The organism is Geodermatophilus sp. DSM 45219 (assembly GCF_900104025.1).
In the GTDB taxonomy this organism is placed as follows: Bacteria; Actinomycetota; Actinomycetes; order Mycobacteriales; family Geodermatophilaceae; genus Geodermatophilus.
In genome coordinates, this window is record NZ_FNIQ01000008.1 from 25762 (window position 1) to 48161 (window position 22400).

General features: G+C 72.8%; 23 protein-coding genes and 1 tRNA gene. 16 read left to right on the forward strand and 8 right to left on the reverse strand.

The window, feature by feature from the left end; translation table 11 throughout:
- Nucleotides 1-681 precede the first annotated feature (681 nt).
- Both BLR12_RS21550 and BLR12_RS21555 read right to left on the reverse strand, forming a co-directional pair.
- Nucleotides 682-1683 (reverse strand): sulfite exporter TauE/SafE family protein, encoded by a 1002-nt coding sequence (locus BLR12_RS21550; RefSeq protein ID WP_091382374.1) that lies wholly within the window; start codon nucleotides 1681-1683, stop codon nucleotides 682-684.
- Between the two features lie 344 nt (nucleotides 1684-2027).
- Nucleotides 2028-2585 (reverse strand): sigma-70 family RNA polymerase sigma factor, encoded by a 558-nt coding sequence (locus BLR12_RS21555; protein ID WP_369803485.1) that lies wholly within the window; start codon nucleotides 2583-2585, stop codon nucleotides 2028-2030.
- Between the two features lie 77 nt (nucleotides 2586-2662).
- On the opposite strand from BLR12_RS21555, the gene BLR12_RS21560 reads away from it, so the two are divergent.
- Genes BLR12_RS21560 through BLR12_RS21580 form a run of 5 tightly spaced genes read left to right on the forward strand, consistent with a single transcriptional unit; the run spans nucleotide 2663 to nucleotide 7596 of the window.
- Complete coding sequence (locus BLR12_RS21560) at nucleotides 2663-3307, forward strand: zf-HC2 domain-containing protein (protein ID WP_091382377.1); 645 nt, start codon at nucleotides 2663-2665, stop codon at nucleotides 3305-3307.
- On the forward strand, nucleotides 3304-5094 hold the full coding sequence (locus BLR12_RS21565) for a copper resistance CopC/CopD family protein (protein WP_091382378.1): 1791 nt from the start codon (nucleotides 3304-3306) through the stop codon (nucleotides 5092-5094). Before BLR12_RS21560 ends, BLR12_RS21565 begins: the two co-directional genes overlap by 4 nt.
- A gap of 32 nt (nucleotides 5095-5126) precedes the next feature.
- On the forward strand, nucleotides 5127-5885 hold the full coding sequence (locus tag BLR12_RS21570; RefSeq protein ID WP_091382380.1) for a YcnI family protein: 759 nt from the start codon (nucleotides 5127-5129) through the stop codon (nucleotides 5883-5885).
- Nucleotides 5882-6532: an SCO family protein gene (locus tag BLR12_RS21575; RefSeq protein ID WP_091382381.1), complete on the forward strand. Its 651-nt coding sequence runs from the start codon at nucleotides 5882-5884 to the stop codon at nucleotides 6530-6532. The genes BLR12_RS21570 and BLR12_RS21575 overlap by 4 nt, the downstream gene beginning before the upstream one ends.
- Entirely contained in the window at nucleotides 6529-7596 is a 1068-nt protein-coding gene (locus BLR12_RS21580; protein ID WP_091382383.1) for a hypothetical protein, read from the forward strand. Before BLR12_RS21575 ends, BLR12_RS21580 begins: the two co-directional genes overlap by 4 nt.
- 120 nt (nucleotides 7597-7716) lie before the next feature.
- Here the strand turns inward: BLR12_RS21580 and BLR12_RS21585 are convergent, their stop codons facing one another.
- Nucleotides 7717-8517, reverse strand: a complete 801-nt coding sequence (locus tag BLR12_RS21585; protein WP_091382384.1) for a phosphocholine cytidylyltransferase family protein — start codon at nucleotides 8515-8517, stop codon at nucleotides 7717-7719.
- Nucleotides 8507-9679, reverse strand: a complete 1173-nt coding sequence (locus BLR12_RS21590) for a CDP-glycerol glycerophosphotransferase family protein (RefSeq protein WP_255363697.1) — start codon at nucleotides 9677-9679, stop codon at nucleotides 8507-8509. Before BLR12_RS21590 ends, BLR12_RS21585 begins: the two co-directional genes overlap by 11 nt.
- A 351-nt stretch (nucleotides 9680-10030) precedes the next feature.
- On the opposite strand from BLR12_RS21590, the gene BLR12_RS21595 reads away from it, so the two are divergent.
- From BLR12_RS21595 to BLR12_RS21620, 6 genes are all read left to right on the forward strand, one after another.
- Nucleotides 10031-10786, forward strand: coding sequence for a M23 family metallopeptidase (locus BLR12_RS21595; RefSeq protein WP_091382386.1), 756 nt, complete (start codon nucleotides 10031-10033; stop codon nucleotides 10784-10786).
- A gap of 11 nt (nucleotides 10787-10797) precedes the next feature.
- The gene (locus BLR12_RS21600; RefSeq protein WP_091382387.1) at nucleotides 10798-11235 is read left to right on the forward strand and encodes a helix-turn-helix domain-containing protein; all 438 of its coding nucleotides are present in this window, start codon (nucleotides 10798-10800) and stop codon (nucleotides 11233-11235) included.
- A gap of 10 nt (nucleotides 11236-11245) precedes the next feature.
- Nucleotides 11246-11659 (forward strand): VOC family protein, encoded by a 414-nt coding sequence (locus BLR12_RS21605; protein WP_091382389.1) that lies wholly within the window; start codon nucleotides 11246-11248, stop codon nucleotides 11657-11659.
- Nucleotides 11660-11742: 83 nt separating this feature from the next.
- Nucleotides 11743-11815 (forward strand) — tRNA-Ala (locus BLR12_RS21610).
- 280 nt (nucleotides 11816-12095) lie between these two features.
- Nucleotides 12096-12506, forward strand: a complete 411-nt coding sequence (locus tag BLR12_RS21615; RefSeq protein WP_091382390.1) for a hypothetical protein — start codon at nucleotides 12096-12098, stop codon at nucleotides 12504-12506.
- Nucleotides 12499-12855: a helix-turn-helix domain-containing protein gene (locus BLR12_RS21620; RefSeq protein WP_176832632.1), complete on the forward strand. Its 357-nt coding sequence runs from the start codon at nucleotides 12499-12501 to the stop codon at nucleotides 12853-12855. Before BLR12_RS21615 ends, BLR12_RS21620 begins: the two co-directional genes overlap by 8 nt.
- Before the next feature lie 178 nt (nucleotides 12856-13033).
- Here BLR12_RS21620 and BLR12_RS21625 read toward each other — a convergent pair whose 3' ends face one another.
- The 4 genes from BLR12_RS21625 to BLR12_RS21640 all read right to left on the reverse strand — a co-directional run bounded on the left by BLR12_RS21625 (nucleotide 13034) and on the right by BLR12_RS21640 (nucleotide 17304).
- Nucleotides 13034-14233 (reverse strand): tyrosine-type recombinase/integrase, encoded by a 1200-nt coding sequence (locus tag BLR12_RS21625; protein WP_091382392.1) that lies wholly within the window; start codon nucleotides 14231-14233, stop codon nucleotides 13034-13036.
- 82 nt (nucleotides 14234-14315) lie between these two features.
- Nucleotides 14316-14621 (reverse strand): helix-turn-helix domain-containing protein, encoded by a 306-nt coding sequence (locus tag BLR12_RS21630; RefSeq protein ID WP_091382393.1) that lies wholly within the window; start codon nucleotides 14619-14621, stop codon nucleotides 14316-14318.
- A 937-nt stretch (nucleotides 14622-15558) separates the two neighbouring features.
- Nucleotides 15559-15768 (reverse strand): hypothetical protein, encoded by a 210-nt coding sequence (locus BLR12_RS21635; protein WP_204262315.1) that lies wholly within the window; start codon nucleotides 15766-15768, stop codon nucleotides 15559-15561.
- A gap of 492 nt (nucleotides 15769-16260) precedes the next feature.
- Complete coding sequence (locus BLR12_RS21640) at nucleotides 16261-17304, reverse strand: IS110 family RNA-guided transposase (protein WP_091382395.1); 1044 nt, start codon at nucleotides 17302-17304, stop codon at nucleotides 16261-16263.
- A 902-nt stretch (nucleotides 17305-18206) separates the two neighbouring features.
- On the opposite strand from BLR12_RS21640, the gene BLR12_RS25720 reads away from it, so the two are divergent.
- The 5 genes from BLR12_RS25720 (at nucleotide 18207) to BLR12_RS21660 (ending at nucleotide 22375) form a co-directional block, all read left to right on the forward strand.
- Nucleotides 18207-18674 carry an STAS domain-containing protein gene (locus BLR12_RS25720; protein WP_113839310.1) on the forward strand — a complete coding sequence of 156 codons (468 nt, stop codon included), beginning with the start codon at nucleotides 18207-18209 and terminating at the stop codon, nucleotides 18672-18674.
- Between the two features lie 32 nt (nucleotides 18675-18706).
- On the forward strand, nucleotides 18707-19945 hold the full coding sequence (arcA, locus tag BLR12_RS21645; RefSeq protein ID WP_199589204.1) for an arginine deiminase: 1239 nt from the start codon (nucleotides 18707-18709) through the stop codon (nucleotides 19943-19945).
- Between the two features lie 125 nt (nucleotides 19946-20070).
- On the forward strand, nucleotides 20071-20325 hold the full coding sequence (locus tag BLR12_RS21650; protein ID WP_091382398.1) for a hypothetical protein: 255 nt from the start codon (nucleotides 20071-20073) through the stop codon (nucleotides 20323-20325).
- A 5-nt stretch (nucleotides 20326-20330) separates the two neighbouring features.
- Nucleotides 20331-21806, forward strand: a complete 1476-nt coding sequence (locus tag BLR12_RS21655) for a basic amino acid/polyamine antiporter (protein ID WP_199589202.1) — start codon at nucleotides 20331-20333, stop codon at nucleotides 21804-21806.
- Nucleotides 21807-21823: 17 nt separating this feature from the next.
- Nucleotides 21824-22375 (forward strand): copper chaperone PCu(A)C, encoded by a 552-nt coding sequence (locus BLR12_RS21660; RefSeq protein ID WP_091382400.1) that lies wholly within the window; start codon nucleotides 21824-21826, stop codon nucleotides 22373-22375.
- Nucleotides 22376-22400: the final 25 nt, after the last annotated feature.

A 22400-nucleotide genomic window follows, 5' to 3' on the forward strand; every position in this document is an offset into this window, starting at 1 on the left:
GGTGCCCTGGAGGGGGCCGATCGACCGCGGTCACGAGGTGGCGACCTCCACACCGCGCGTGCCGGGCTGGTCGTGGGCCCCGACGACCGGGTGGACCGGCTGGGCTGGTGGCTGCGGCGGATCGCGCGGGGTGGGCGCGTCGTCGTCCCGGCGGAGGGACTGGAGCAGGCCATCGCGGCCGTCGACGTCCGCGACCTGGCCGGCTGGCTGGTGGAGGTGGCCGAGCGAGGCGTCCCCGGTCCGGTCAGCGCCACGGGACCGGTCGGCATGACGATCCTCGGTGGACTGCTCGACCTGTGCCTCGAGGTCACCGGCGGCGACGCCGAGTGGGTACCGGTGCCCGAGGCCGAGCTGCTCGCAGCCGGCGTCGAGCCGTGGCTGCGCCTGCCGATGTGGCTGCCCGCGAGGACGCCCACACCGCCTGGGAGGTCGCCGCGTCCCGGGCCCGCGAGCCGGGCCTGCCGAGCCGGCCGCTGGGTGAGACCGTCACCGACACGTGGTCGTGGCTGCGGGATGCCGGGGGCTGCCGCCTCCACCGCACGGCCTGCCCCGCCCGGGCCTGCCGGCCGACCTCGAGGCGGCGCTGCTCGCCGGACCGGTGGACGGCGAGAGGCCCCGCCCGGCGACTACCGGACGGGGCCTCTCGCGGCCGCTTGCTGGACCCCTGGACGGGGTCCTCCTTCAGTCCCGGGGGTCGCTGGGCCGGCCCGCGGTGAGGTCGCGCCGCAGGTCGGCGGCGTCCGCGCCGTCGGCCGGCAGCTCGATCTCGTCGCGCAGCGAGGCCGCCTCGGCGGCGAGGGCGTCGGCGGACTCCAGCGCGCGGTCCTTGCGGAACTCGCGGAAGGAGTGGACGACGGCCGCGACCCAGACCGCCGCGATGACGGCGTACGCCACGAAGCGCACCGGGTCGGAGGCGTCGATCCAGTCGCTGCGGAGCAGGGTCCGGGCGTTGGTCAGGACGATCACGCCGCCGACCAGCGAGCCGAGCATCCGCGGCGGCACGTGCCGCACCAGCCACGCCGCGATCGGCGCGGCGACCAGCCCACCGGCGAGCAGCCCCAGCACCCACAGGGCGTTGATGCCCTGCGAGCCCAGCGCGAACAGGAAGCCGAGGCTGGCGGCGAGCGCCACCAGGAACTCCGAGGTGTCGATCGAGCCGATGACCTTGCGCGGCTCCATCCGGCCGCTGGCCAGCAGCGCGGGGGTGCCGACCGGGCCCCAGCCACCGCCACCGGTCGCGTCGACGAAGCCGGCCACCAGGCCCAGCGGGCCGAGGAAGCGCTTGCGGACCGGCTTGCCGAGGTGCCGGCGGTCGATCCCGCGGAGAGTGAACCGCACCAGCAGGTACACGCCGAGCGAGAGCAGGATCAGCGACATGACCGGGGCGGCGACCTCGGTCGAGAGGCTGGACAGCACGGTGGCCCCGAGGAAGGCGCCGATCGCGCCGGGGACGCCGACCTTGGCGACGACCTTCCAGTCGACGTTGCCGAACTTCCAGTGCGCGAGGCCGGACGCGAGCGTCGTGCCGATCTCGGCGAGGTGGATGGTGGCCGACGCGGTGGCCGGGTTGGTGCCGATGGCGAGCAGCAGGGTGGTGGACGTCACGCCGTAGGCCATGCCGAGGCTGCCGTCCACGAGCTGCGCACCGAGGCCCACGAGGGCGAGCAGGACGAGGGTCTTCACGGGCTGGTGTCTCCGGATCCGGGAGGTCCGCGGGCGCGCCGGCAGGCGCGGCGCAGCGCGGGAGAGCGGGAGGTGCGCGCGGAGCGCGGGAGGTCAGCAGCCCGGACAGCGGGCGGTGCAGACGCGCAGCAGGTCGACGTGGATCCGCCCCACCAGGAGCACAGTCGTCGCCGCCACGGCGCAATGTCTACCAGATCGGTGCACTAATGCCCAAAGCACGTCCCGGTCAGTGGGACGGCCGGTCCCCTCGCAGCAGAAGGACCCCGTCCTCCCCACCCTTCGCAAGCTCAGGGCGGGCCCCTGGACGGGGCCGGCGAGCTTGCGGGGGGCGCGGGGGTCCTTCCTCAGCCGTGCGCGGTGACCGATCCCCCCTCGCCGAGGGCCTCCACCAGGTCGGCACGGGCCCGGGCCACCCGGGAGCGGATCGTGCCGACCGGGCAGCCGGCGACCTCCGCGGCCTCCGTGTAGGGCAGCCCCAGCAGCTGGGTGAGGACGAAGGCCTCGCGGCGGTCGGGGGAGAGCCGGCCCAGCAGGTCGGTGACCGCGGCGCCCTCGCCCACCCGGTCGGCGGTGTCGCCGCTGCCGAGCGCCTCCAGCTCGGCGTCCTCCCGGACCAGGGTCAGCCGGCGGCGGCGCCGGGAACGGACGGCGTCGGCGCACACGCGGCGGGCGATCGACAAGAGCCAGGTGCGCAGCGAGGAGCGGCCCTCGAAGCGGTGCAGGGACCCGAAGGCCCGCAGGTAGGTCTCCTGCGTCAGGTCGTCGGCGGACTGTCGGTCGCCGAGCGCGGCGCACAGCCGCCAGACGTCGGACTGGGTGGCCCGGACCAGCGCCGCCGCGGCGAGGGAGTCGCCGTCCACGGCGGCAGCCGCCAGCCGCTCCAGGTCGTCCACGCGTCCCATCCTCCCCGTCGGACCGCCGTCCCGACTCCCCCGGAAGCAGGGGGAACCAACCGGCCCCGGAGGACGACCACCCCATCATGCAGTGCACCCCGTACCGCGAGGCGGTCTCCGCCCGGCTCGACGGCGAGTCGCCCGGCCTGCCCCCGGACGACCTGGACGCGCACCTCGGCGCGTGCCCCGGCTGCGCCGCGTGGGCGCGGCAGGCCGAGCTGGTCACCCGCCGCGCACGGCTGGCCTCCGCCCCGGCGGTGCCCGATCTCACGGCCACGGTCCTGGCCGCGCTGCCCCGCGAGCTGCCGGGCACGGCCGCGGCCGCCCGCGCCCGGCTGGCCACCGCCGCGCTGCGCCTGGCGCTGCTGGCCGTCGGCGTCACCCAGGCCGCGTTCGCCTGGCCCGCCCTGGTCGCCGGCACCGGCGCGATGAGCGCGCCGGTGCACATGGCGCACGAGAGCGGCGCCTGGAACCTCGGCGTCGCGGCGACTTTCGTCGCCGTGGCCGCCGCCCCCCGGCTGGCCGCTGGTGCGCTGCCCTTCCTCGGCACGTCCGCCGTGCTGCTCGCCGTCCTCACGGCCGCCGACCTGCGGGCCGGGCACGTGCACGCCGACCGGGCCGCCGCCCACCTGCTGCTGCTGGCGGGGGTCGCCCTGGTGGGCACGGTCGCCTGGCGCGGGCGGCGCCGGAGGTCGCTGCCCGCGGTCGCCCGCGAGCGGGTGCCGGCATGACCCGCCGGGCCCCCGCCCCCCTGCTGCTCCTGCTGGCCCTCGTCGGGCTGTGGCTGGGGGCGGGTGTGGCCACCGCGCCGCCCGCCGCCGCGCACGCCGAACTGGTGTCCACCGACCCGGGGGAGGGCGCCCGGCTGGAGGAGGCGCCCGAGCAGGTCACTTTGACCTTCACCGAGGGCGTCTCCTTGGGCGCCGGGTACGCCCGCGTGCTGGACGCGGCGGGCGAGCGGGTGGACGCCGGCACCGCGACCGTCGAGGGCGACAGCGTGGTGGTCCCGCTGCGCGGGGACCTGCCCGACGACGGCTACCTCGTCACCTACCGCGTGGTCTCGGCCGACTCGCACCCCATCTCCGGTGCCTTCTCCTTCGTCGTGGGGGACGGCGAGCTGGTGCCGGCCGACGTCGCCGCGGGCGCCGGCGGCACCGACCCGCTCGTGGCCGCCGCGCTGCCTGCCGCCCGCTGGCTCGGCTTCGCCGGGCTCTCCCTCGGCCTCGGCGTGCCGGTGCTGCTGCTGGCCGCGTGGCCGGCGGGCTGGGCCTCGGCCCGGCTGCGCCGGATGGTCACCGGCGGGCTGGCCGCGGTGGCGGTCGGTGCCCTGCTCGGCCTGCTGCTGCAGGGCCCCTACGCCGCCGGCAGCGGCGTCGCCTCCCTCGCCGACCCGGCGCTGCTCCAGGCGACGCTCACCTCGGCCAACGGGGTCACCCACCTGCTGCGGATCGTCCTGGCTGCCGGGGTGCTGCTGCTCCTGCGCTCCGTGTGGCGGCGCGGCGCGGCACCGTCCCGGCCGCGGGTGGTCGCCGGTGCCGCGCTCGCCGTCGGGCTCGTGCTCACCGTCGCCACCGTCGGCCACCCCGTCGCCGGGCCGCTGCCGGGCCTCGCGGTCGCCGCGGCCGCGGTGCACGTCGCGGCGATGGTCGTGTGGATGGGCGGGCTGGCCGGGCTGCTCGGCGGCGTCCTCCGCGAGGAGGCCCCCGCCGACGACCTGGCCCGGGCGCTCCCACCGTTTTCCCGCCTGGCCGCCGGGTCGGTCACCGCGCTGGTCGTGACGGGCGTCGTCCAGTCCGTGCGCGAGGTCGGCTCGCCCGCGGCCCTGGTGACGACGTCCTACGGCTGGCTGCTGCTGGCCAAGCTGGCGCTGGTGCTCCTGCTGCTCGCCGCGGCGGGGGTCTCCCGGGTGTGGGTGCAGCAGCACCTGGGCGTGCGGCGCTCCCGGCCGGCACCGCGCCGGCGGGTCACCGCGCACGCGTTCGCCGCCTCCGAGGAGCCGGAGCCGGACCCGGTGGTCACCTCGGCCGCCGGGGCCCGCGCCGAGGTGCAGGCCGCCGCGGCCGCCGCCGAGCGCCCCGCACTGCGCCGCTCGGTGCTCGTCGAGCTGGGCGTCGGGCTCGTCGTCCTCGGGCTGTCGGCCGTGCTCGTCGGCACGCCGCCGGCCCGCGCGGAGGTCGCCCGGCCGGTGGACGCGACGCTGCCGGTGCAGACCGCGGCGGGGGAGTCCGGCAGCGTGCAGGTGTCGGTCGACCCGGCCGCGACCGGCCCGAACACGCTGCACGTCTACCTGCTCGACGAGCAGGGGCAGTTCACCCAGCCCGTCGACATCCGGGTGACCCTCACCGAGCCGGCCCAGCAGATCGGCCCGATCGACGTCGCCCTGGAACCCGCCGGGCCCGGTCACTACGTCGGCGACGGCATGGCCGTCCCGAGCGCCGGCACCTGGACCCTCGCCGTCACCGTCCGGTTCGACGAGTTCACCGCCGGCACCGCCAGCACCACCTTCCCGGTCCGCTGACCGGGCGTCCCACCCCACCCGACTGGAGAACCGTGCCCCCGTCCCTGCCCCGACCGCTCGCGCGCCTGGGCGTCGTCGTCCTGGCCCTGCTGACCGCGCTGGCCGCCGCGCTCGCCGGAGCCGGGTCCGCCGCGGCGCACGTCGGCGTCTCCTCGACCGACGCCGCCGCCGGCGGCTTCGGCAAGCTGACCTTCCGCGTGCCCAACGAGAGCGACACCGCCAGCACCGTCGCGCTGCGCATCTCGATCCCCGAGGAGTCCGCGCTGGCCTCGCTGCAGGTGCAGCCGGTGCCCGGCTGGACGGTCACCACGACCACCTCCGACCTGCAGACGCCGCTGGAGGGCCACGGCGAGCAGGTGACGAGCCACGTGTCGGTCGTCGAGTTCCGGGCCGAGGACGGCGGCGGCATCCGGCCCGGCGAGTTCCAGGAGTTCGCCCTCTCGGGCGGGCCCTTCCCGGACCGCGCGCAGCTGGCCTTCCCGGCGGTGCAGACCTACGGCGACGGCACCGAGGCGGCGTGGATCGAGCCGACCGTCGAGGGCCGGGCCGAGCCGGAGCGCCCGGCGCCCGTGCTGACGCTCACCGCTGCCGCGACCGCCGCCGACGCCGGTGGCGACGCGGCCGGCCACGGCACCACGACGGCCACGGACACCGCGGCGGCGGGGACCACGAGCCACACCGACGCCGGCCCGGGCGCGCTGGCGCTGCTCGTCGCGATCGCCGCCCTGTTCACCGGCCTCGCCGGCGTCGTCCTCGGCTGGCGCGCCGGCCGTCGTACCGTGTCCTCGTGAGTCCGTTCTCCCGCAGCCGGCTGGCCCTCCTCACCGTCTCGGCCGGGCTCGTGCTGGCCGGCTGCGGGGGTGGTGCGGCCGCCGACGAGGGCCACGACGACCACGGCGCCGTCGCCCAGGTCGAGGGCCCGGAGGACCGCTACGCCGGGATCGACCTGCCCGACCCTTACCAGCGGCCGTCGTTCACCCTCACCGGCCCGGGCGGGCAGCCCTACGACTTCGCCGCCGAGACCCGCGGCATGCCCACGCTGCTGTTCTTCGGGTTCACCAACTGCCCGGACATCTGCCCGACCACGATGGCCGACGTCGCGGTCGCGCTGCGCGGGGTCGACCCGGCGCTGGCCGAGCAGGTGCAGGTGGTGTTCGTCACCACCGACCCGGCGTTCGACACCCCCGAGGTGCTGGCCGAGTACCTGGGCCGCTTCGACGCCGACCTGCCGACCCGCTTCACCGGGCTGACCGGCGACCAGGCCGCGATCGACCAGGCGCAGCTGGCCGCCGGGGTGCCGCAGGCCGAGGACAACGGCCGGCTGCACTCCTCGCTGCTGCTGCTCTACGGCACCGACGACCTGGCCGACGTCGCCTTCGACGCCGGCAACACCAGCCGCGACATCGCCGAGGACCTCGCCCTGGTGACCCAGGCGTGAGCCGGCGGGCGGCCCGCCTGCTGGTCGTCGTCCTCGGCGCGCTGGCCGCCCTGCTGCTCGCCGGTCCCGCGCAGGCCCACGTCGGCGGCGGGGCCGCGGGCAGCGACTTCGACGGGCGCCTCGTCGCGGTGGAGCCGGCGCTGCCCGGTGTGGACGTGCGGGTGCTCTCCTTCGGCGACGAGTTCGAGGTGGTCAACCCGACCGCGACCGAGGTGCAGGTGCCCGGCTACTCCGACGAGCCCTACCTGCGGATCGGTCCCGATGGCGTGTGGCGCAACGCCAGCAGCCCGGCCACCTACATCAACCTCGACCGCTTCGGCCGGGTCACCCTGCCGCCGCACGCCGACCCGGACGCCGCGCCGGACTGGGTGCAGGTCTCGACCGAGCCCGGCTACGTCTGGCACGACCACCGGACGCACTGGATGAGCGAGGACGTGCTGCCGCCCGCGGTGGCGGCCGACCCCGACCGCGAGCACCTGGTGTCGTCGTGGGTGGTGCCGCTGACCTACGGCGGCACGGACGTGCAGGTGCGCGGGGAGCTGACCTGGAGCCCGCCGCCCCCTGCCTGGGTCGTGTGGCCGGTCTACGCGGTGCTGGCCCTCGCGCCCCTCGCCGCGGCGCTGCTCGCCCGCGGCCCGGGCCCGCTGGCCGTGCTGCTGCTGGTCGGCGGGGTGGCGGCGGTGTACCACGCGGCGACCACGCCCGAGCCCGCGGCGAGCGTCGCCTCGCACGCCGGCGCCGTCGTCTCGGCGCTGCTGCCGGGGCTGGTCGCCGCGGCCGTCGCGGTGGGCGCGGCCGTGGCCGCCCGGCGGGGCCGCGGTGGGCTGACCGCGCTGCTGGCCGTCGTGCTGGGCTGGCTGCTGCTGGTGCAGGGGCTCCCCGACGTCGACGTGCTGTGGACGGCGAACGTGCTGGCGCAGGGGCCGGTGCTGCTCTCCCGTGCCGCGGTGGCGGTGCTGGTGGCCCTCGGCGCGGGGTGCGTGGTCGGCGGGCTGGTCGCCACCCGGCGGTTCCGGGAGCACCCGCACCGGCCGGCCGACGAGTCGCTGCCCCTCGGCAGCTGAGACCCGCCGGCCGGTTGGCCCGTCCAGGGCACCGCTCCGATCCCGGTGACGTCGTGGAACGGCCGCCCTCCAGGCACCCGCGCCGAGCCTGCGAGGCGTGGGGGGAAGGGTGGTCCTCTGTCAGGCCGGGTCGTCGCTGACCGGCTGCAGATGGCTGCGCTCGGCGAACAGCGCGTTGGCCCGCTCGAGGTCGGCCTCGAAGTCCACCTCGACGGCCGCGTAGGCCGAGATGTCCAGCGGCCGGATGCGCAACCCCGCCGAGGCGATCGCGGTCTCGATGCCGCGCTCGAAGTAGTCCTGCTCGGCACAGGTCGCGAGGTGCTCGACCAGCACCTGCTTGTCGGCGGCGCAGACGTGGTTGATGCCCACGGCCTCGCCGAGGCCGCCGACCACGGTCTTGGACAGCTCGGCGATCCAGCCCTCGGCGTCGACGGTGTACTTGACCTCCTCGTCGGCGACCGTGGAGGTGTCCACGCACACGAAGCTCTCGTCGGCCCGCAGCGCCAGCAGGGCGGTCTCGAGCACCGCCGGGTCGAACACGACGTCGCCGTTGAGCCACAGCACGCCGCCGTCCCGGGTGGCCCGCAGGGCGCGCAGCAGGCTCTGCGAGGTGTTGGTGACCCGGTAGTCCGGGTTGTAGGCGAACCGCACGTCGGGGACCGCCCGCATGACCCGCTCGGCCTCAAAGCCGACGACGACGGTGATGTCGACCGAGGAGCCGAACACCGCGCGCAGGTTGTCCAGCTGGCGCTGCAGGATGCTCCGCCCGTCGTGCAGCGGGGTCAGCGGCTTGGGCCAGGGGCGGCCCAGCCGGGTGCCCATCCCCGCGGCGAGGATCACGACCTGGTCGGGGACGTCCAGCGCCGGGGCGGCAGGCGCCGGCCCGGTCAGTTCGGCGGTGGTGGCGCGGTCAGCGAGCACGGTCGTCCCCTCCTCGGGTGGTGGTCCCGGCGGTCGCCGGGGGGAACAGCAGGTCGAGGACGCGCTCGGTGGCGTGCCCGTCCTCCAGGTGGCAGAAGGTCTGCCGGAACTCGGCGTAGCGCCCGGCGTACCGCCGGCGGATCCCGTCGAGGTCGGCGATGGCGTCGACCAGCGCCGTGCTGGTCGCGAGCATCGGACCCGGCGCGACCTCCTCGAGGTCCACGTAGAAGCCGCGCAGGTCGTCCCGGTAATGGACGAGATCGTAGGTGAAGAACAGCAGCGGCTTACCCGTCACGGCGAAGTCGAACATCACCGACGAGTAATCGGTCACCAGGACGTCGGCGGCGAGGTACACCTCCGCGGCGTCGGGCTCGGCAGAGACGTCGACCGCCGGGACGCCGGCCGGCAGCTCCAGCCGGTCGGACACGATGCTGTGCAGCCGCGTGAGCAGGACGTGGTCGCCGCCGAGCCGCCGCGTGAAGTCGGCCAGGTCGATGGGCAGCTGGACGCCGGTGCCGCCGGTGCCGTCGAGGACCTGGTCGTCACGCCAGGTGGGGGCGTAGAGCACCGCCGTCGTCCCCTCCGGGATGCCGAGCCGGGCCCGCGCTCGGCCCCGCACGGCCTCCTGGTCGCGGCTGCGGAGCACGTCGTTGCGGGGGTAACCCGTCTGGTGCACCTGCCCACGGAAGCGGAAGGCCCCGCGCAGCCGCTCGGTGCTCCAGGCGTTGGCCGACAGCAGGTGGTCCCAGCGGGCGACGTCGAGGTCGGATGCGTCGAGCCACCCGGGCCGGAACGGGGCGTCGTGGTGGATGCGCTTGAGCGGGGTGCCGTGCCAGGTCTGCAGGTAGACGGTGCCCGGCTGCTTGTCCCAGTGCATCGAGATGCAGTCGTTGGCCACGACGACGTCGGCTGACTCGAGGGCGGCCCTGGCCTCCGGCGTGCCGTAGAGGACCGTGCCGACGCCGGGCGGGAAGGTGTCCTGGGTGGCCGGGGTGCAGAGCCAGGTGTGCGTGGCCTCCGGGACGCCGCGTGCGAGGAGCCCCTCGTAGAGGGCCCGCGGGTTGTCGGCGTAGAGGCCGCGGAAGCTGGACCAGACGACCTTCACCGGCGGCGGCCTCGGCCGCATGCGGCCGGACGGCGTCCACGCGTCGTCATGCGGCATCTGGTCCTTCTCGTGCGGTTCGGCGCTCACCCCTCTGCCGGCGGTTTCGGCCCGGGTCGGCGGGGGTCTCGCCGCTGGTGAACGGGAGTCGTCGACCGGGTGGTGCAGCGTCGACAACAAGTACACGCACAGGGGTGCGGCCGTCGAGTCCGGCCGTCCTGCCGATGCCGAATCGAGGCCCCACCGCCGTTGCACCCCAGCGCGAGACGCGTGGGACGTGTGCGATGTCACTGTGGCGTGTCCTCGCGGACACGCCGTACGACCGGTTACGGATCCATCACGGAGTGTTTGGATCGCCGCAACCCCCTCGAGCCCGGGAACGGGCGGTCTTCCCCACGAACGGGTAGGTGCATGGCCGGTCGGCGTCGCGCTCAGCGCCCCGGGGACCTCGCGGTCCCCGCTCCCTCCCGGGCCCAGCGGACGGCCTCGGGCCCCCGCCGCGGCCCGCTGCTGCTGGCTGCCGTGGTCGTCGGTGGCCTGGTTGCGGGGGTCACCGGCGTCTCCAGCGCCTCCGACACCCCGACCGGGCCGACCTCGGTGCTCGCCGCGCAGATGGAGCTCGCCACCGCGGGGGACGACGTCGAGACGATGCCCATGGCCTCGATCACCGAGGCCGAGGCGCAGGCCCGGCTGGCCGAGGTCGCCGCCTCCCGGGCCGAGCGCGCCGCGGCCGAGGCGGCCGCAGCAGAGGCGGCCCGCGAGGCCGCGCGACCCAAGGCGGTCCTGCCGGTCGACGGCGCCCGCTTCACCAGCGGCTACGGCGGCCGGTGGGGCACCTTCCACTACGGCATCGACCTGGCCGCCCCCATGCACACGCCGGAGTACTCGGCGATGGACGGCGTCGTCCTGCGGGCCGGCTCGGCCAGCGGCTTCGGCCTGGCGGTCTACGTGCTGCACGAGAACGGCGACGTGACCGTCTACGGCCACATGGACGAGATCCTCGTCGAGCCGGGGCAGTACGTGGAGGCCGGCGAGACGATCGCGCTGCTGGGCAACCGGGGCCAGTCGACCGGCCCGCACCTGCACTTCGAGGTGCACCAGGGCGGGATGAACGGCAAGCGCATCGACCCAGTCCCGTGGCTGGCCGAGCGCGGCGTCGACATCTGATCCCTGGTGGGATGGACGGCGTGGGCACCGCCGTCGAGGACACCAACCGGCGGCTGCTCCGTGCCCGGGACGCGATGGACCGGGCCTACGCCGAGCCGCTCGACGTCCGCACGCTGGCCCGGATCGCGCACGTCTCCGAGGCGCACTTCATCCGGACGTTCCGCGCCACCTTCGGGGAGACGCCGAACCGCTACCTGCAGCGGCGGCGGGTCGAGCGGGCCATGTTCCTGCTGCGCGCCACCGACCGGAGCGTCACCGACATCTGCATGGACGTCGGGTTCTCCAGCCTCGGCACCTTCAGCCGCGTCTTCCGGGACGTCGTGGGGGAGCCGCCGTCGGCCTACCGGCGCCGCGGCCCCTTCCCGCCGGTGCCCACCTGCTTCGCCATGGCCTGGGCGCGGCCGAGCGGAGCAGTTTCGGAGAAGCCCGCGGGGGACCGGGTTCCCTAGCGTCGTCCCCATGCTGACCGCCATCACCATCACCCAGATCTACGTGCCCGACCAGGACCGGGCGCTGGACTTCTACGTCGGGCAGCTCGGCTTCGAGGTGCAGTCCGACGTGGACTTCGGCCCCATGCGGTGGCTCACGGTCAACCTGCCCGGCCAGCCCGACCGCGCCGTCCTGCTGGAGGAGCCAGGCTCGGCGGGGATGAGCGAGGAGACCGCCGCTCAGGTGCGCGAGCTCATCGCCAAGGGGGCCGCCGGGGGCCACCTGTTCTTCCAGACCGACGACGTCTGGAAGACCCACGCCGAGCTCAAGGCGAAGGGCGTCGAGGTCACCGAGGAGCCCGAGGACCGCGGCTACGGCATCGACTTCGGCCTGCGTGACCCGTTCGGCAACCACCTGCGCATCGCACAGGTGAAGCGGGCCTGACCCGCCCCACCCCCTGCGCCGGGGCGCCGTCGCAGCCCTGTACAGTTGCTGCTGGCCCGGACGCACCAGACCGGGTCCGGTTCGGGGCTGTGGCGCAGCTGGTAGCGCACCACACTGGCAGTGTGGGGGTCAGGGGTTCGAGTCCCCTCAGCTCCACCCCGATGACCAGGCCGTTCCTCCTCCGGAGGGACGGCCTGAGTCGTGTTTGGTGCCAGCATGGTGGCCACCGGAGCAGATGCGGCGTCGGGTCAGGCAGACAGTGCGTCCCATCCGGTCGCCGCGTCTCACCCGGCGCTCTGCCCGCCCAACTCGCGCGGGTGGGAGCCCGGTCGGGGGTTGAGACGACAGCCGTCATCAGCCGGCTTGCCGGCTGGGAGGGCCCGGGGCGCCCGCTGAGTATGCTGGAGTACTAGTACTACCGTGTTATATTCTTGGCGTGTTGATCGACTGGACCGGCGAGTTCGATCGCTGGTACGACCAGTTGATCGAGCGCGCCGTAGGTGGTGATGAACGTTCGTTGGAGCAGCTCGCACTCGTCGACGCCGAGCTCGGCGTCCTGCAAGAACTCACAGCTGTACCGGATGCGGACACGCCGACGCTGCGCCGGGTTCACCAGTCGCGCCGCCACCAGGTCTGGCGGGTGGCCCATCCCTTCAGCCCTGGTACCGCGATCCGCTTGATCGTCTGGTTTCCGCCCGATCGCCCCGGCGAGGTCGTCCTGGTGTTGTTCGGCGCCGACAAGGCCCGCATGGGCGATGTCTTCTACGACAGCGTTGGGCCGCGGGCCGACGCCGCTATCGAGAGCTACCTGCTTCGCACCCGTACCGAGGGAGACAGTGATGAGTGAACAGGCCACGTTCGTCGGGGCCGAGCGCGCTGCGGAGAAGATGGCGCGGGCCCGTGCCATCCCCGGTGTGGCGGAGCGCTCCGCACAGGTCCGGGCCGAGATGGTCGATACTGACCGAGTCCACGCAGCAGGTCTCGCAGAGATCCGGAAGGCCGCCGATCTGACGCAGGTCGCACTGGCTACGCAGATGGGGGTGGCCCAGACGGTCATCAGTCGCCTGGAGCGTCAGCACGACATGCTCCTATCCACGCTGACGCAGTACTTGACGGCCGCTGGCGACCATCCACGCATCGTCGTGACGGTGGATGGTCAAGACATCGAATTGGACTTGGCCAACCTTGTCGGGTGAGCGCGCGCTGTGCCGGGTTGCCGCGGGGGCGCAAGTCGAAAACGCCCTCTACGACCGTCGAGCCGCCAACTCGCCCACTCGAGATGCCTGATTCGCGAGTCTGATGCGCTTATCGGCAAGGCGAAGCGCCGCCGCTAAGCCAGCGTGGCAACCACCGGAGCACACGCAGTGCACCACGTCAGTCCCACAGCGCCTGGCCCATGCGGTCCGCGGCGTCCCGGCCGAGGGCCGGCATGACGTGGCTGTAGGTGTCCGTCGTCGTGCGCATCTGTGCGTGGCCAAGCACCTCCATGACGACCCGCGGATGCACGCCCTCGGACAGCAGCAGGGTCGCCGCCGTGTGCCGCCCGTCGTGCAGGCGGACCTCGCGCACGCCCGCCTCCTGGAGGAGGGCTTTCCAGGCTCGCCAGTCCGATTTGCGTTCGATTGGCCGGCCGTTGGGCTGCCCGAAGACAAGGTCGTGGTCCTCCCACAACGAGCCGGCGGCGATCCGCTCCTCGAGTTGGGCCGCCCGGTGCGCCCTCAACGCCTGCACGAGTGGTGTGGGCAGCGCCAGGTTGCGGCGGCTGCGGTCGGCCTTCGGTTCCTCATAGATCAGCCCCCGCCCGCTGACCCGGTGCAGTCCGCGTCGGACGCTCAGCGTGCCGTTGTCCAGGTCCACGTCGCTCCATCGCAGCGCGAGGGCTTCGGACTGACGCAACCCGACGGCCAGCGCCACGGTCCACCGGGCCGCGTTGCGGTGGGTCAGCGCGGCGGCCATGACCTGCTTGACCTCCGGCGCGGTCAGCGGCAGGGCGGTTTCGGGTCGCCTGACCGCAGGCGGATCGACGAGGGTGGCAACGTTGCGCGCGACCTTGCCGCGCTGAGAGGCGATACGCAGGGCGCGGGACAGGACCCGATGGGCGCGCAGGATCGAGGCCGGGCCCAGGCCCTTGTCGCTGAGCGCGGCATAGAGACGCTCCAGGTGCTCTGGCTGCAGCCGGTCCAGCCGGTGGTGCCCGATGCCCGGGCGCAGGTGCAGCCGCACGGTGCTGCGGTAGCTCTCTAGAGTCCGCGCGCGGACCTTCCGCGCCGCGATGTTGTCCAGCCAGTGGTCCAGCCACTCACCGACCGTGGGTGCGCGGCCGGCCGCGTCCACCATCCCAGCGTCCCGCTTGGCCTCGAGGGCACGGACCTTGGACACCACGTCGGCGCGCTTGGCGCCGGAGGCGTGGCGTCGGTCGCGCCGGCCGTTCTCCTTCTTCCCCATGGAGACAAAGCCGTGCCATCGGCCGTCCTCGTCCTGGTAGATGGAGGACTCGCCGCTGGCACGCTTCCTCTGCTCCAACGTTCGTCGACGCCGCGCGGGCGTGCTGTCTGATTCCTTGGCGTCCGTCATCGGTCGCTCCCTGCGTCGCTGGTTCAGACTCGGCGTCGAGTGTCGTGGTGCGCGCTGACCTGTGGTGCTGGGAATCCACAGGTCAGGCTCGTTCCACCGGGTCGGAGGTGAGCTCGAACAAGCCGCGCTGACTCGTGCTGGTTCGCCGGTGCCGGCGCGGGTGAGCCGGCGCGCTCGGCGCGGGAGCCTCGAGCCCTCGGACGTAGCGCTCGAGCTCAGCCCGGGGGAGGCGGCAACTGCGTCCGATGTGCACCGGGCGCAGGTCGCCGGCCTTCATGAGGGTGTAGATCGTGGTGCGGCCGACGCGGAGCAGCTCAGCGGCCTCCTCGGGGGTGAGCAGCAGCGGCTCGCTGGGCGCCGGCTCCCGAGGTCGCTGCGCGTGGCCCATGTCGCCCTCCTCGTCGGCTGGCCTCGTGCGCCGGCATTCGGCGCGGCAACCCACCTGGAGAAGGCGCCATTTTCGGCCGATTGGTGACACTGCCGCGGCAATCTCCTGATTTTCTCCGGTTTTCTTCGTGTGCCAGGGGCCGCGGCCTCCGTGCGGCCGCTAGGCCGGCCGCGACAGCGGGACGGCCCGGGGTGACATGGCAGAACGCAGGTGACCGCCCGGTGTCACCCCGGAGGGCGGTGGGCGTCACCCCGTCCAAGGCATGAACCGGCGCCTGCTCGGGCGGGGTCGTGGCGCCATGGGCTGCTATTTGCCAGCACGGCGTCGCGCCTGCGGGGGGCTGCGGTGGCCGGGCATCGGACGCCCCGGTCGCCAAGCGTCCGGACGAACTCGCGGAGCAGGTCTGTCGACAGCGCCCAGGCCGGGCGTCGCAAGAGCAGAGCTGCATCGGCGCTCCAGACCGTGTGCAGGTCGTGCTCGCGCACCGGCTATCCCGGGGCGCTTCGCACCGGCCGCTCGGCTCCTCGCCTGCGGCCGGCTCCACGGACGCGGCCGTGCAGGCGTCTGGATGGGACTGCAGTGCCGCAGGCTGGCTCGCTTTCCCGGCCGCGCCGCTCGCCACGGTCGCCGGCCGAGCAGCGCTTCTGCTAGGCCCGTGCTGCTGCCTCCCCCTATCCCGTCCGCCCGAGCCGCGCAGCCAGATCACGAGCCGACACACCTGGTGCATCCAGGCCGAGCGAATCCGTTGTGACGAGAACTGCGCTGGGTTCGGGCGGTTCGCTGAGCGAGCAGGAGATGGGGTGACGTCTGTGTGCGTCGTCGACCTCGGACGACGCCGGTGCGATCGGTCCGCGGTTCGGTGCACCGGCTCTCCAGGGCACGTGCTCCGGCGCAGTCGTCTTCTGCTACTACTGGAGAAAAACTGGAGGTTCGCGGCTCAGCGCACGTCGGGGGCGCCGGTCCGGCCGGCCCGCCAGCGGTAGGCCTCCAGTACGGGCTGTAGTGACCGACTGAGGCCGGGCAGGTCACGGTCGTAAATGCGGCCGTCGTCCAACTGCCGGGTCAGCTCGCCGAGCAGTGCCGGCCAGTCCCGCCGGGTCGGCTCCAGGGGGACGCCGACTTGCACCCGCCGTTCGACCACCTGCACCGCGGATCGGCCGGAGGCCGCCGCGCGGGTCTGCTCCCAGGCTCGGTGTCGGCAGGTGGCCGAGCACCACTTGGGGATCGGCCCCCGGCCGCGCGGCGTGATCGGCCCAGCACACCATCCGCAGGTCGTCGCGGCGGTGCGCCGTTCGCGCCCTTCCGCCGAAGCGCCGGTCTGTTCTGCATCGGCGGACACGGTCGGTGCCTGGGCGACGTGTTGCCGCCGTTGCTGCTCACGAGCTCGGCGGCGGGCCCGGTGCTCGGGGGTTCCGATGGTTCCCATGGCACAGAGTCTGCAGACGACCCTGCAGTAACTCGTCACCACGAGTTCCAGGACCGCAAGTGAGCTCCTATGTGTCAACGGCGGTCGGGCGTAGCGTCCGGGCTGGCGGTGGGTGCGGTGGACTGGCCGCAGCGAAGAGCAGGTCTGGGACTGTGAACCTGTCGCGCAGCTGGCTTCGGCCGTATTGACGCGTCCCGTTTGCCGCTGCCGCACTCACCGTCCTGCCGCGGTCGGTGCCCGCCCGGCGGAGAGGTCGTCGTGCAGGGTCTTGTAGACCACGTCGGAGAGACGGCGTTTGAGGCAGCGCAGCGCTTCGCGTCCGGTCTTTCCTTCGGCGCGTTTGCGTAGGTAGTAGGCGCGGCCTTCGGTGTCGGCGCGGATTTGGGTGATGGCCATCGTGTAGAGCACCCGGTTGAGCGTGCGGTTGCCTGACCGGTTGAGCCGATGGCGGCTGGTGCGACCGGAGGAGGCGGGGATCGGGGCGGTGCCGTTGGCGGCGGCGAAGGCGTGCCGGGAGCGGTAGCGGCGCACGTCGGCGACCTGGCCGAGGATCGTCGCGGCGCCGACCTTGCCGAGGCCGTAGAGCTCGGTCAGGCCGGTGTCGACCTCGGCGACTGCGGCGGTGATCAGGTCGGCGACCTCGCGGATCTCCACCGTCAGCTCTGCCAGGCGGGTGAGCCGGCGGCGGGTCAGGACCGCGCGGACGTTGGTCTGGCCGGTGAGCAGCTCGGTGGCCTTGGTGATGAAGGTCGGCGCGGTCAGCCGCGGGATCTTCACCTGATATCCGGGCAGCAGGCCGTGCAGCTCGGCGTGGGTGCGGTTGGCCAGCGCGGTGCGCTCGGCGACCAGCTGGGCGCGGTAGTCAGCCAGCGCCCGCAGATCGGCGGCCCGACCGATCGCCAGCCGCACCGGCGGCAGGCCCGGCTCGCGGGCGGTGATCCGGGCGATCGCGACCGCATCGGTGGGGTCGGTCTTGCCCGCGCCCGGCCGGGCTGAGCGCTCCCGGCTGGTCAGCGACGGTGGCACCTCGACGACCTCGACTGGGCCGGTGAGCACCAGGTGCACCGCGGCGCCGCGGCCGTAGTTGCCTGAGCCCTCGATGCCCACCCGCTGAACGTCATGATTGGCGAGCAGTTTCTCGAGCGCGTCGAAGCCGGCCTCGGTGTTGGCCAGCTCGGTGACCACCACCGGTCGCCCGGCGCCGTCGATGACCGCCACGGCCAGCGTGTCCTTGTGGGTGTCGATGCCGGCATGCACGCCGACTCCTTCCGCCGCGCCTCAGCTCGCGAGGCACCGATGTCCGGGCGCAGCGCATGCACTTGGTGGCTGTGGCAGCCGGCGCTCCTATCAGGCGTCAACCGCCCGAGACATCGGCGAACGTCACCGGCGGGCACTCACTGGTACAGGCCACTGGATCGCGCTGGGCAGCATGAGGTCGAGCCTCGCCGGTGACGCCCCCGAGCACCTCGCCATCGGTGACGAAGCGGCCGAAGTACACCAAGTGCATGAGGTGTGTCGGCTCGTGATCTTGATTGGGAGGGGAGATCTCCAGTGCTGGTCGATCGGTCGGGTAGGGGGCGAGTGACGGGTTGGATGGCGAGCTGCTGACGGTTCGGTGGAAGGCCTCGGTGGGAGCCCCTGGGAGGGGTGTCCGCCTGTGGCCCCCCCTCGGCAAGGTCGTCGTTGAGGCTCTTGCCGCTGGATCGCCGCAGCCGCATTCCCGCTGCCTGTCCCGCCCCGGGGCGGTTCACCGTGTGATGAATGAGAAGGACGGCCGTCCCCTACGGGCAGCGGCTGAGCATGGGAACCGATGACATACGTGAGGGGACCTTGCTCACCGGACGCCACTGATGGCTGATGGCGTGGCGTGGCGTGTAGGCGGAGGCGATTGCCGTCGATCCGCCACACGGGCACTGTCGTGATCCTGTCCACGGTCGCGGGCTGGCGTTCACGACGTCATCGCACGTATGGGGTTGCCCTCGCGGTCCTGCCTTGATCATCGGACGCGTTGCGGCAGGTACCTGCTGGCCGCGTCCAGTTGCGCGTCGGGGGTTGCCGCTCTACCGTGAAATCGGTCGAGCATCGGGCCGTTCAGCACATACATTGTGTGCGGGAGCGCCCGGATAGGGCTTAGGCCTCCGGCACCCGGAGGCAAGTTCATGCGTCTGGTTACTGCTCAGCCGCCCACCGCCGAGACCTTTGATCACCGCGTCTTGTGGGTGGATGCACTCGCGGGGTGGGTCGGACCCATTGGCGATCTCGACCGCCGTCGCGCCAGTTGGCTGTTTGATGCACTGGCTGTACTGCCTCTCACAGGCAATTCAACCGTCGCGGTGGACGGCTCCGCGATCTCGTTCTGCGATGATGAAGGGCTGCGGGTTTCCGTCTGCGCACAGACGCTTGCCACCACGCGTGCGTGCCGAATACGGCTGGTCAACCCCACGCCTCATCTCCCGCTAATACCGAAGGCGGCCGGCGCGTCCGAGCCTATTGAGGGCGATCTACCTCCGACAGCCGCGGCTGTCGAGCGACTCGTCGAACTAGCTCTCCTCCCGTGGGGGCACCTCGTCCCGCCTTGGTCCGGTGGCCACCGGTCCTCTCTCAAGCGAGGAGCGCGCGGACGATGACCGATACGACTATTCCCAGGACGGGCGCAGACGTGCCGGTCGCCGCCTACGGCGTGCACTCCGAGGTCGGCGTGCTTCGCAAGGTCCTAGTCTGCGCACCGGGTCTGGCCCATTCCCGACTCACACCACGCAACTGCGACGACCTGCTGTTCGACGACGTCCTTTGGGTCGACAATGCCCGCCGGGACCACTTCGACTTCGTCGCCAAGCTGCGCAGTCGCGGTGTCGAGGTCGTGGAGTTGCACGACCTGCTGACCGAGACGATGGCCATCCCCGGGGCGAAGGCGTGGCTGCTGGACCGCAAGGTCACGGCCAACGAGGTCGGCCTCGGGCTCGTCGACGGGACGCGGGCATTCCTCGAGTCCCTGGACGACCGCCGGCTGGCAGAGCTCCTCATCGGTGGGCTGGCCACGGTCGACCTGCCCGCCGACTTCCGGTCCGGGTACCTGGCGCTCGCCCGGGAGCAGCTCGGCGTCCGCGAGTACCTGATGCCGCCGTTGCCGAACACCCTCTACACCCGCGACACCACCTGCTGGATCTACGGCGGGCTCACGCTCAACCCGCTGTACTGGCCGGCCCGGCACGACGAGACGCTGCTCTACAAGGCCATCTACACCTTCCACCCCGACTTCGCCGGCGCCACGGTGTGGTGGGGCGATCCCGAGCGGGACTGGGGCCTGGCCACCATCGAGGGCGGCGACGTCATGCCGATCGGCAACGGCGCGGTGGCCATCGGCATGAGCGAGCGCACTTCCCGGCAGGCCATCACCCAGCTCGCTGCAGCGCTGTTCGAGCACGGCGCCGCCACCCGAGTGATCGTCGCCGGCATGCCCAAGATGCGGGCCGCCATGCACCTGGACACGGTGTTCACCTTCGCCGACCGTGACGTCGCCACCGCCTACCGGGAGATCGTCGACGGCATCCATACCTTCAGCCTCCGGCCCGGCGACAAGGAACCGGTCGAGGTCACCGAGGAGAAGCGGACCTTTCCCGACGTCGTCGCCGACGCGCTGGGTCTGTCCGAGCTGCGGGTGCTGGAGACCGGGGGTGACGAGTACGCCAACGAGCGCCAGCAGTGGGACAGCGGCAACAACGTCGTCGCCGTCGCCCCAGGGGTGGTCTTCGCCTACGACCGCAACACCTACACCAACACCGTGCTGCGCAAGGCCGGCATCGAAGTGATCACAATCGTCGGCGCGGAGTTGGGCCGGGGTCGTGGCGGCGGGCACTGCATGACCTGCCCGATCATCCGCGACCCCGTCGACGTCTGAGCCGATCGCTCGTCGAGCCGGGCACCGTCCGGCTGCTACTGAGGAGAGCTCCGGTCAGACCAGTCGGTGAGTCCGTCACCGAGCCTGGCGTCCGGGGCCTCGGCTGCCCGATTGAGAGGGACGCCATGGAAGAGCGAGATGTCCTGACGGCGCGACGGCCGACGTTGCTCGTCGATGCTCTGCTGGACCTCGTCGCCCTGGCGGTCCTGATTGCAAGTTCCCTCGTGCTGTTCGGTTTCGACGCGCTGGACGGACCACTTCAGGTGGCTCTGGTGGGATGCGCCGCGATCGCGGCGCTATGCGTTCTGTACGGAGTCGTCGGCTTCAAGATCGAAAAGGTCGAGCCGGTGGCGCTCGGCCGAGCCCCAGGACAGGAGTGACTGCGATGGTCGACACGGCCCCACGGGCTGCCGGCGCGGTTGCCGACGCCCCGGTCGCGACGCCGGGAAAGATGTCGCTGCCCACCCTCACCGCGATGGTGGTCGGCAGCATGGTCGGCGCGGGCGTCTTCTCGCTGCCGGCGCGCTTCGGCGTGGCAACCGGCGTCCTCGGATCGCTGATCGCCTGGACGATCGCGGGGACGGGCATGCTGATGCTCGCCTTCGTGTTCCAGAACCTCGCGATCCGCAAGCCCCAGCTGGACTCCGGGGTCTTCATCTACGCCAAGGCCGGGTTCGGCGACTACGTCGGGTTCAACTCGGCGATCGGCTTCTGGGCCAGCACGGTCTCCGGCAACGCCTTCTACTGGATCTTCATCACGGCGACCATCGGCGCGTTCTTCCCAGTGTTCGGTGACGGCGACACGGTCCTCGCGGTGGCGCTCGGCACGGTCGGTGTCTGGCTCTTCCACTACCTGATCGCGCGGGGCGTTCGTGACGCCGCCATCGTCAACCGCATCGTGACGGTGTTCAAGATTCTGCCGATCCTCACCTTCATCGTCGTGCTGTTCGTGGCGTTCGACGCCGGCGTCTTCGCCGACAACTGGATCGCCACCGGCTACGGCGACCTGGGCTCGCTCGACGAGCAGATCCGCAACACCATGATCATCACGACGTTCGTCTTCATCGGCATCGAGGGCGCCAGCGTCTACTCGCGCTACGCCAAGCGGCGCCAAGACGTCGGCAGGGCGACCGTCCTGGGCTTCCTGAGCGTGCTGTCGATCTTCGCCCTGGTGACGCTGTCGAGCTACGGGGTGATGCCGCAGCCGGAGATTGCCGCGACCCGCCAGCCGTCGATGATCGGCCTCTTCGAGTCCGTCGTCGGCGACTGGGGCCGCTGGTTCATCAGCGCGGCCGTCATCGTCTCCGTCCTCGGCGCCTACCTCGCCTGGAGCTTGATGGCGGCCGAGGTGATGTACATCCCGGCCCGCAATGAGGACCTCCCGGCCTTCCTGGGTAGGGAGAACGACAAGGCCACGCCGATCACGGCACTCGTCGTCAGCTCGCTGGCGGTCCAGGGCCTCCTCGCCGCGACGCTGGTCCTGACCGATGCGCTGAACTTCATGCTCGATCTGTCCACCTGTTTGGCGCTGATCCCCTACTTCCTGACCGCCGCGTACGCGCTGAAGCTCGGCCTCACGGGGGAGGGCTACGAGGACGTGACCGCCAGGACGCGTCGGAAGGAGGCGATCATCGCGGGGATCGCCACCGCCTACACGCTGTTCCTCTTCGAGGCCGCCGGCCTGAAGTTCCTGCTGCTGGCCACGGTGATTCTCGCCCCGGCCACCCTACTGTACGTCAAGGCGCGCAGCGAGCACAGCCGCCGGCTGTTCAGCCCCACCGAGATGGTGCTCTGCGCCGTGATCGTGGCCGCCGGCATCACCGGCGTCGTCGGCTTGTGGACCGGCTTCATCACCACCTGAGCCCCGGAGGAGCTGACATGAACCGCACCGGAGTCGCCGTGGCGGCCCTGCTCACCCTGCTGGTGCTGGCCGGCTGCACGTCGGCGCGCGCCGACCCGCCGAACCTCGACCGGGCCAGGATCGGGCTCGACAGCGTCGACGGGCGGGTAGGAGACCTCCGGCTGCTCGGCGTGTCCGTCGCGTCCCCCGGGACCCGCGGCAGCCTGCACATCGCCGGGGACGGCGCCGCTCTCCTGCTGACGATCGCGAACGGCGGCGAGGCCGACGATGAACTCACCGGGGCCTCGGCCGAGGTCGCCGAGGCGGTCGTCCTCCGGGACGGCGACCAGGAGGCGGAACCGCGCCTGGAGGTGCCCGTGCCCGCCGGCGGGGTCGCGGCCCTCCGCGAGGTGAGCGGCCTCCACCTGGAGCTGACCGGGCTCCGTGGGGCCCTGCGCAGCGGCTTCAGCGTCCCGGTCACCTTCGAGTTCCGCGACGCCGGCTCGGTAACCCTCTCCGTGCCGATCCGCACTTACACCGACGTCCGGCCGGACAGGTTCACGGAGCCCGCCGACGCGGTCGGCCGCTGACCGGGCTGTCACCCCTGGAAGACAA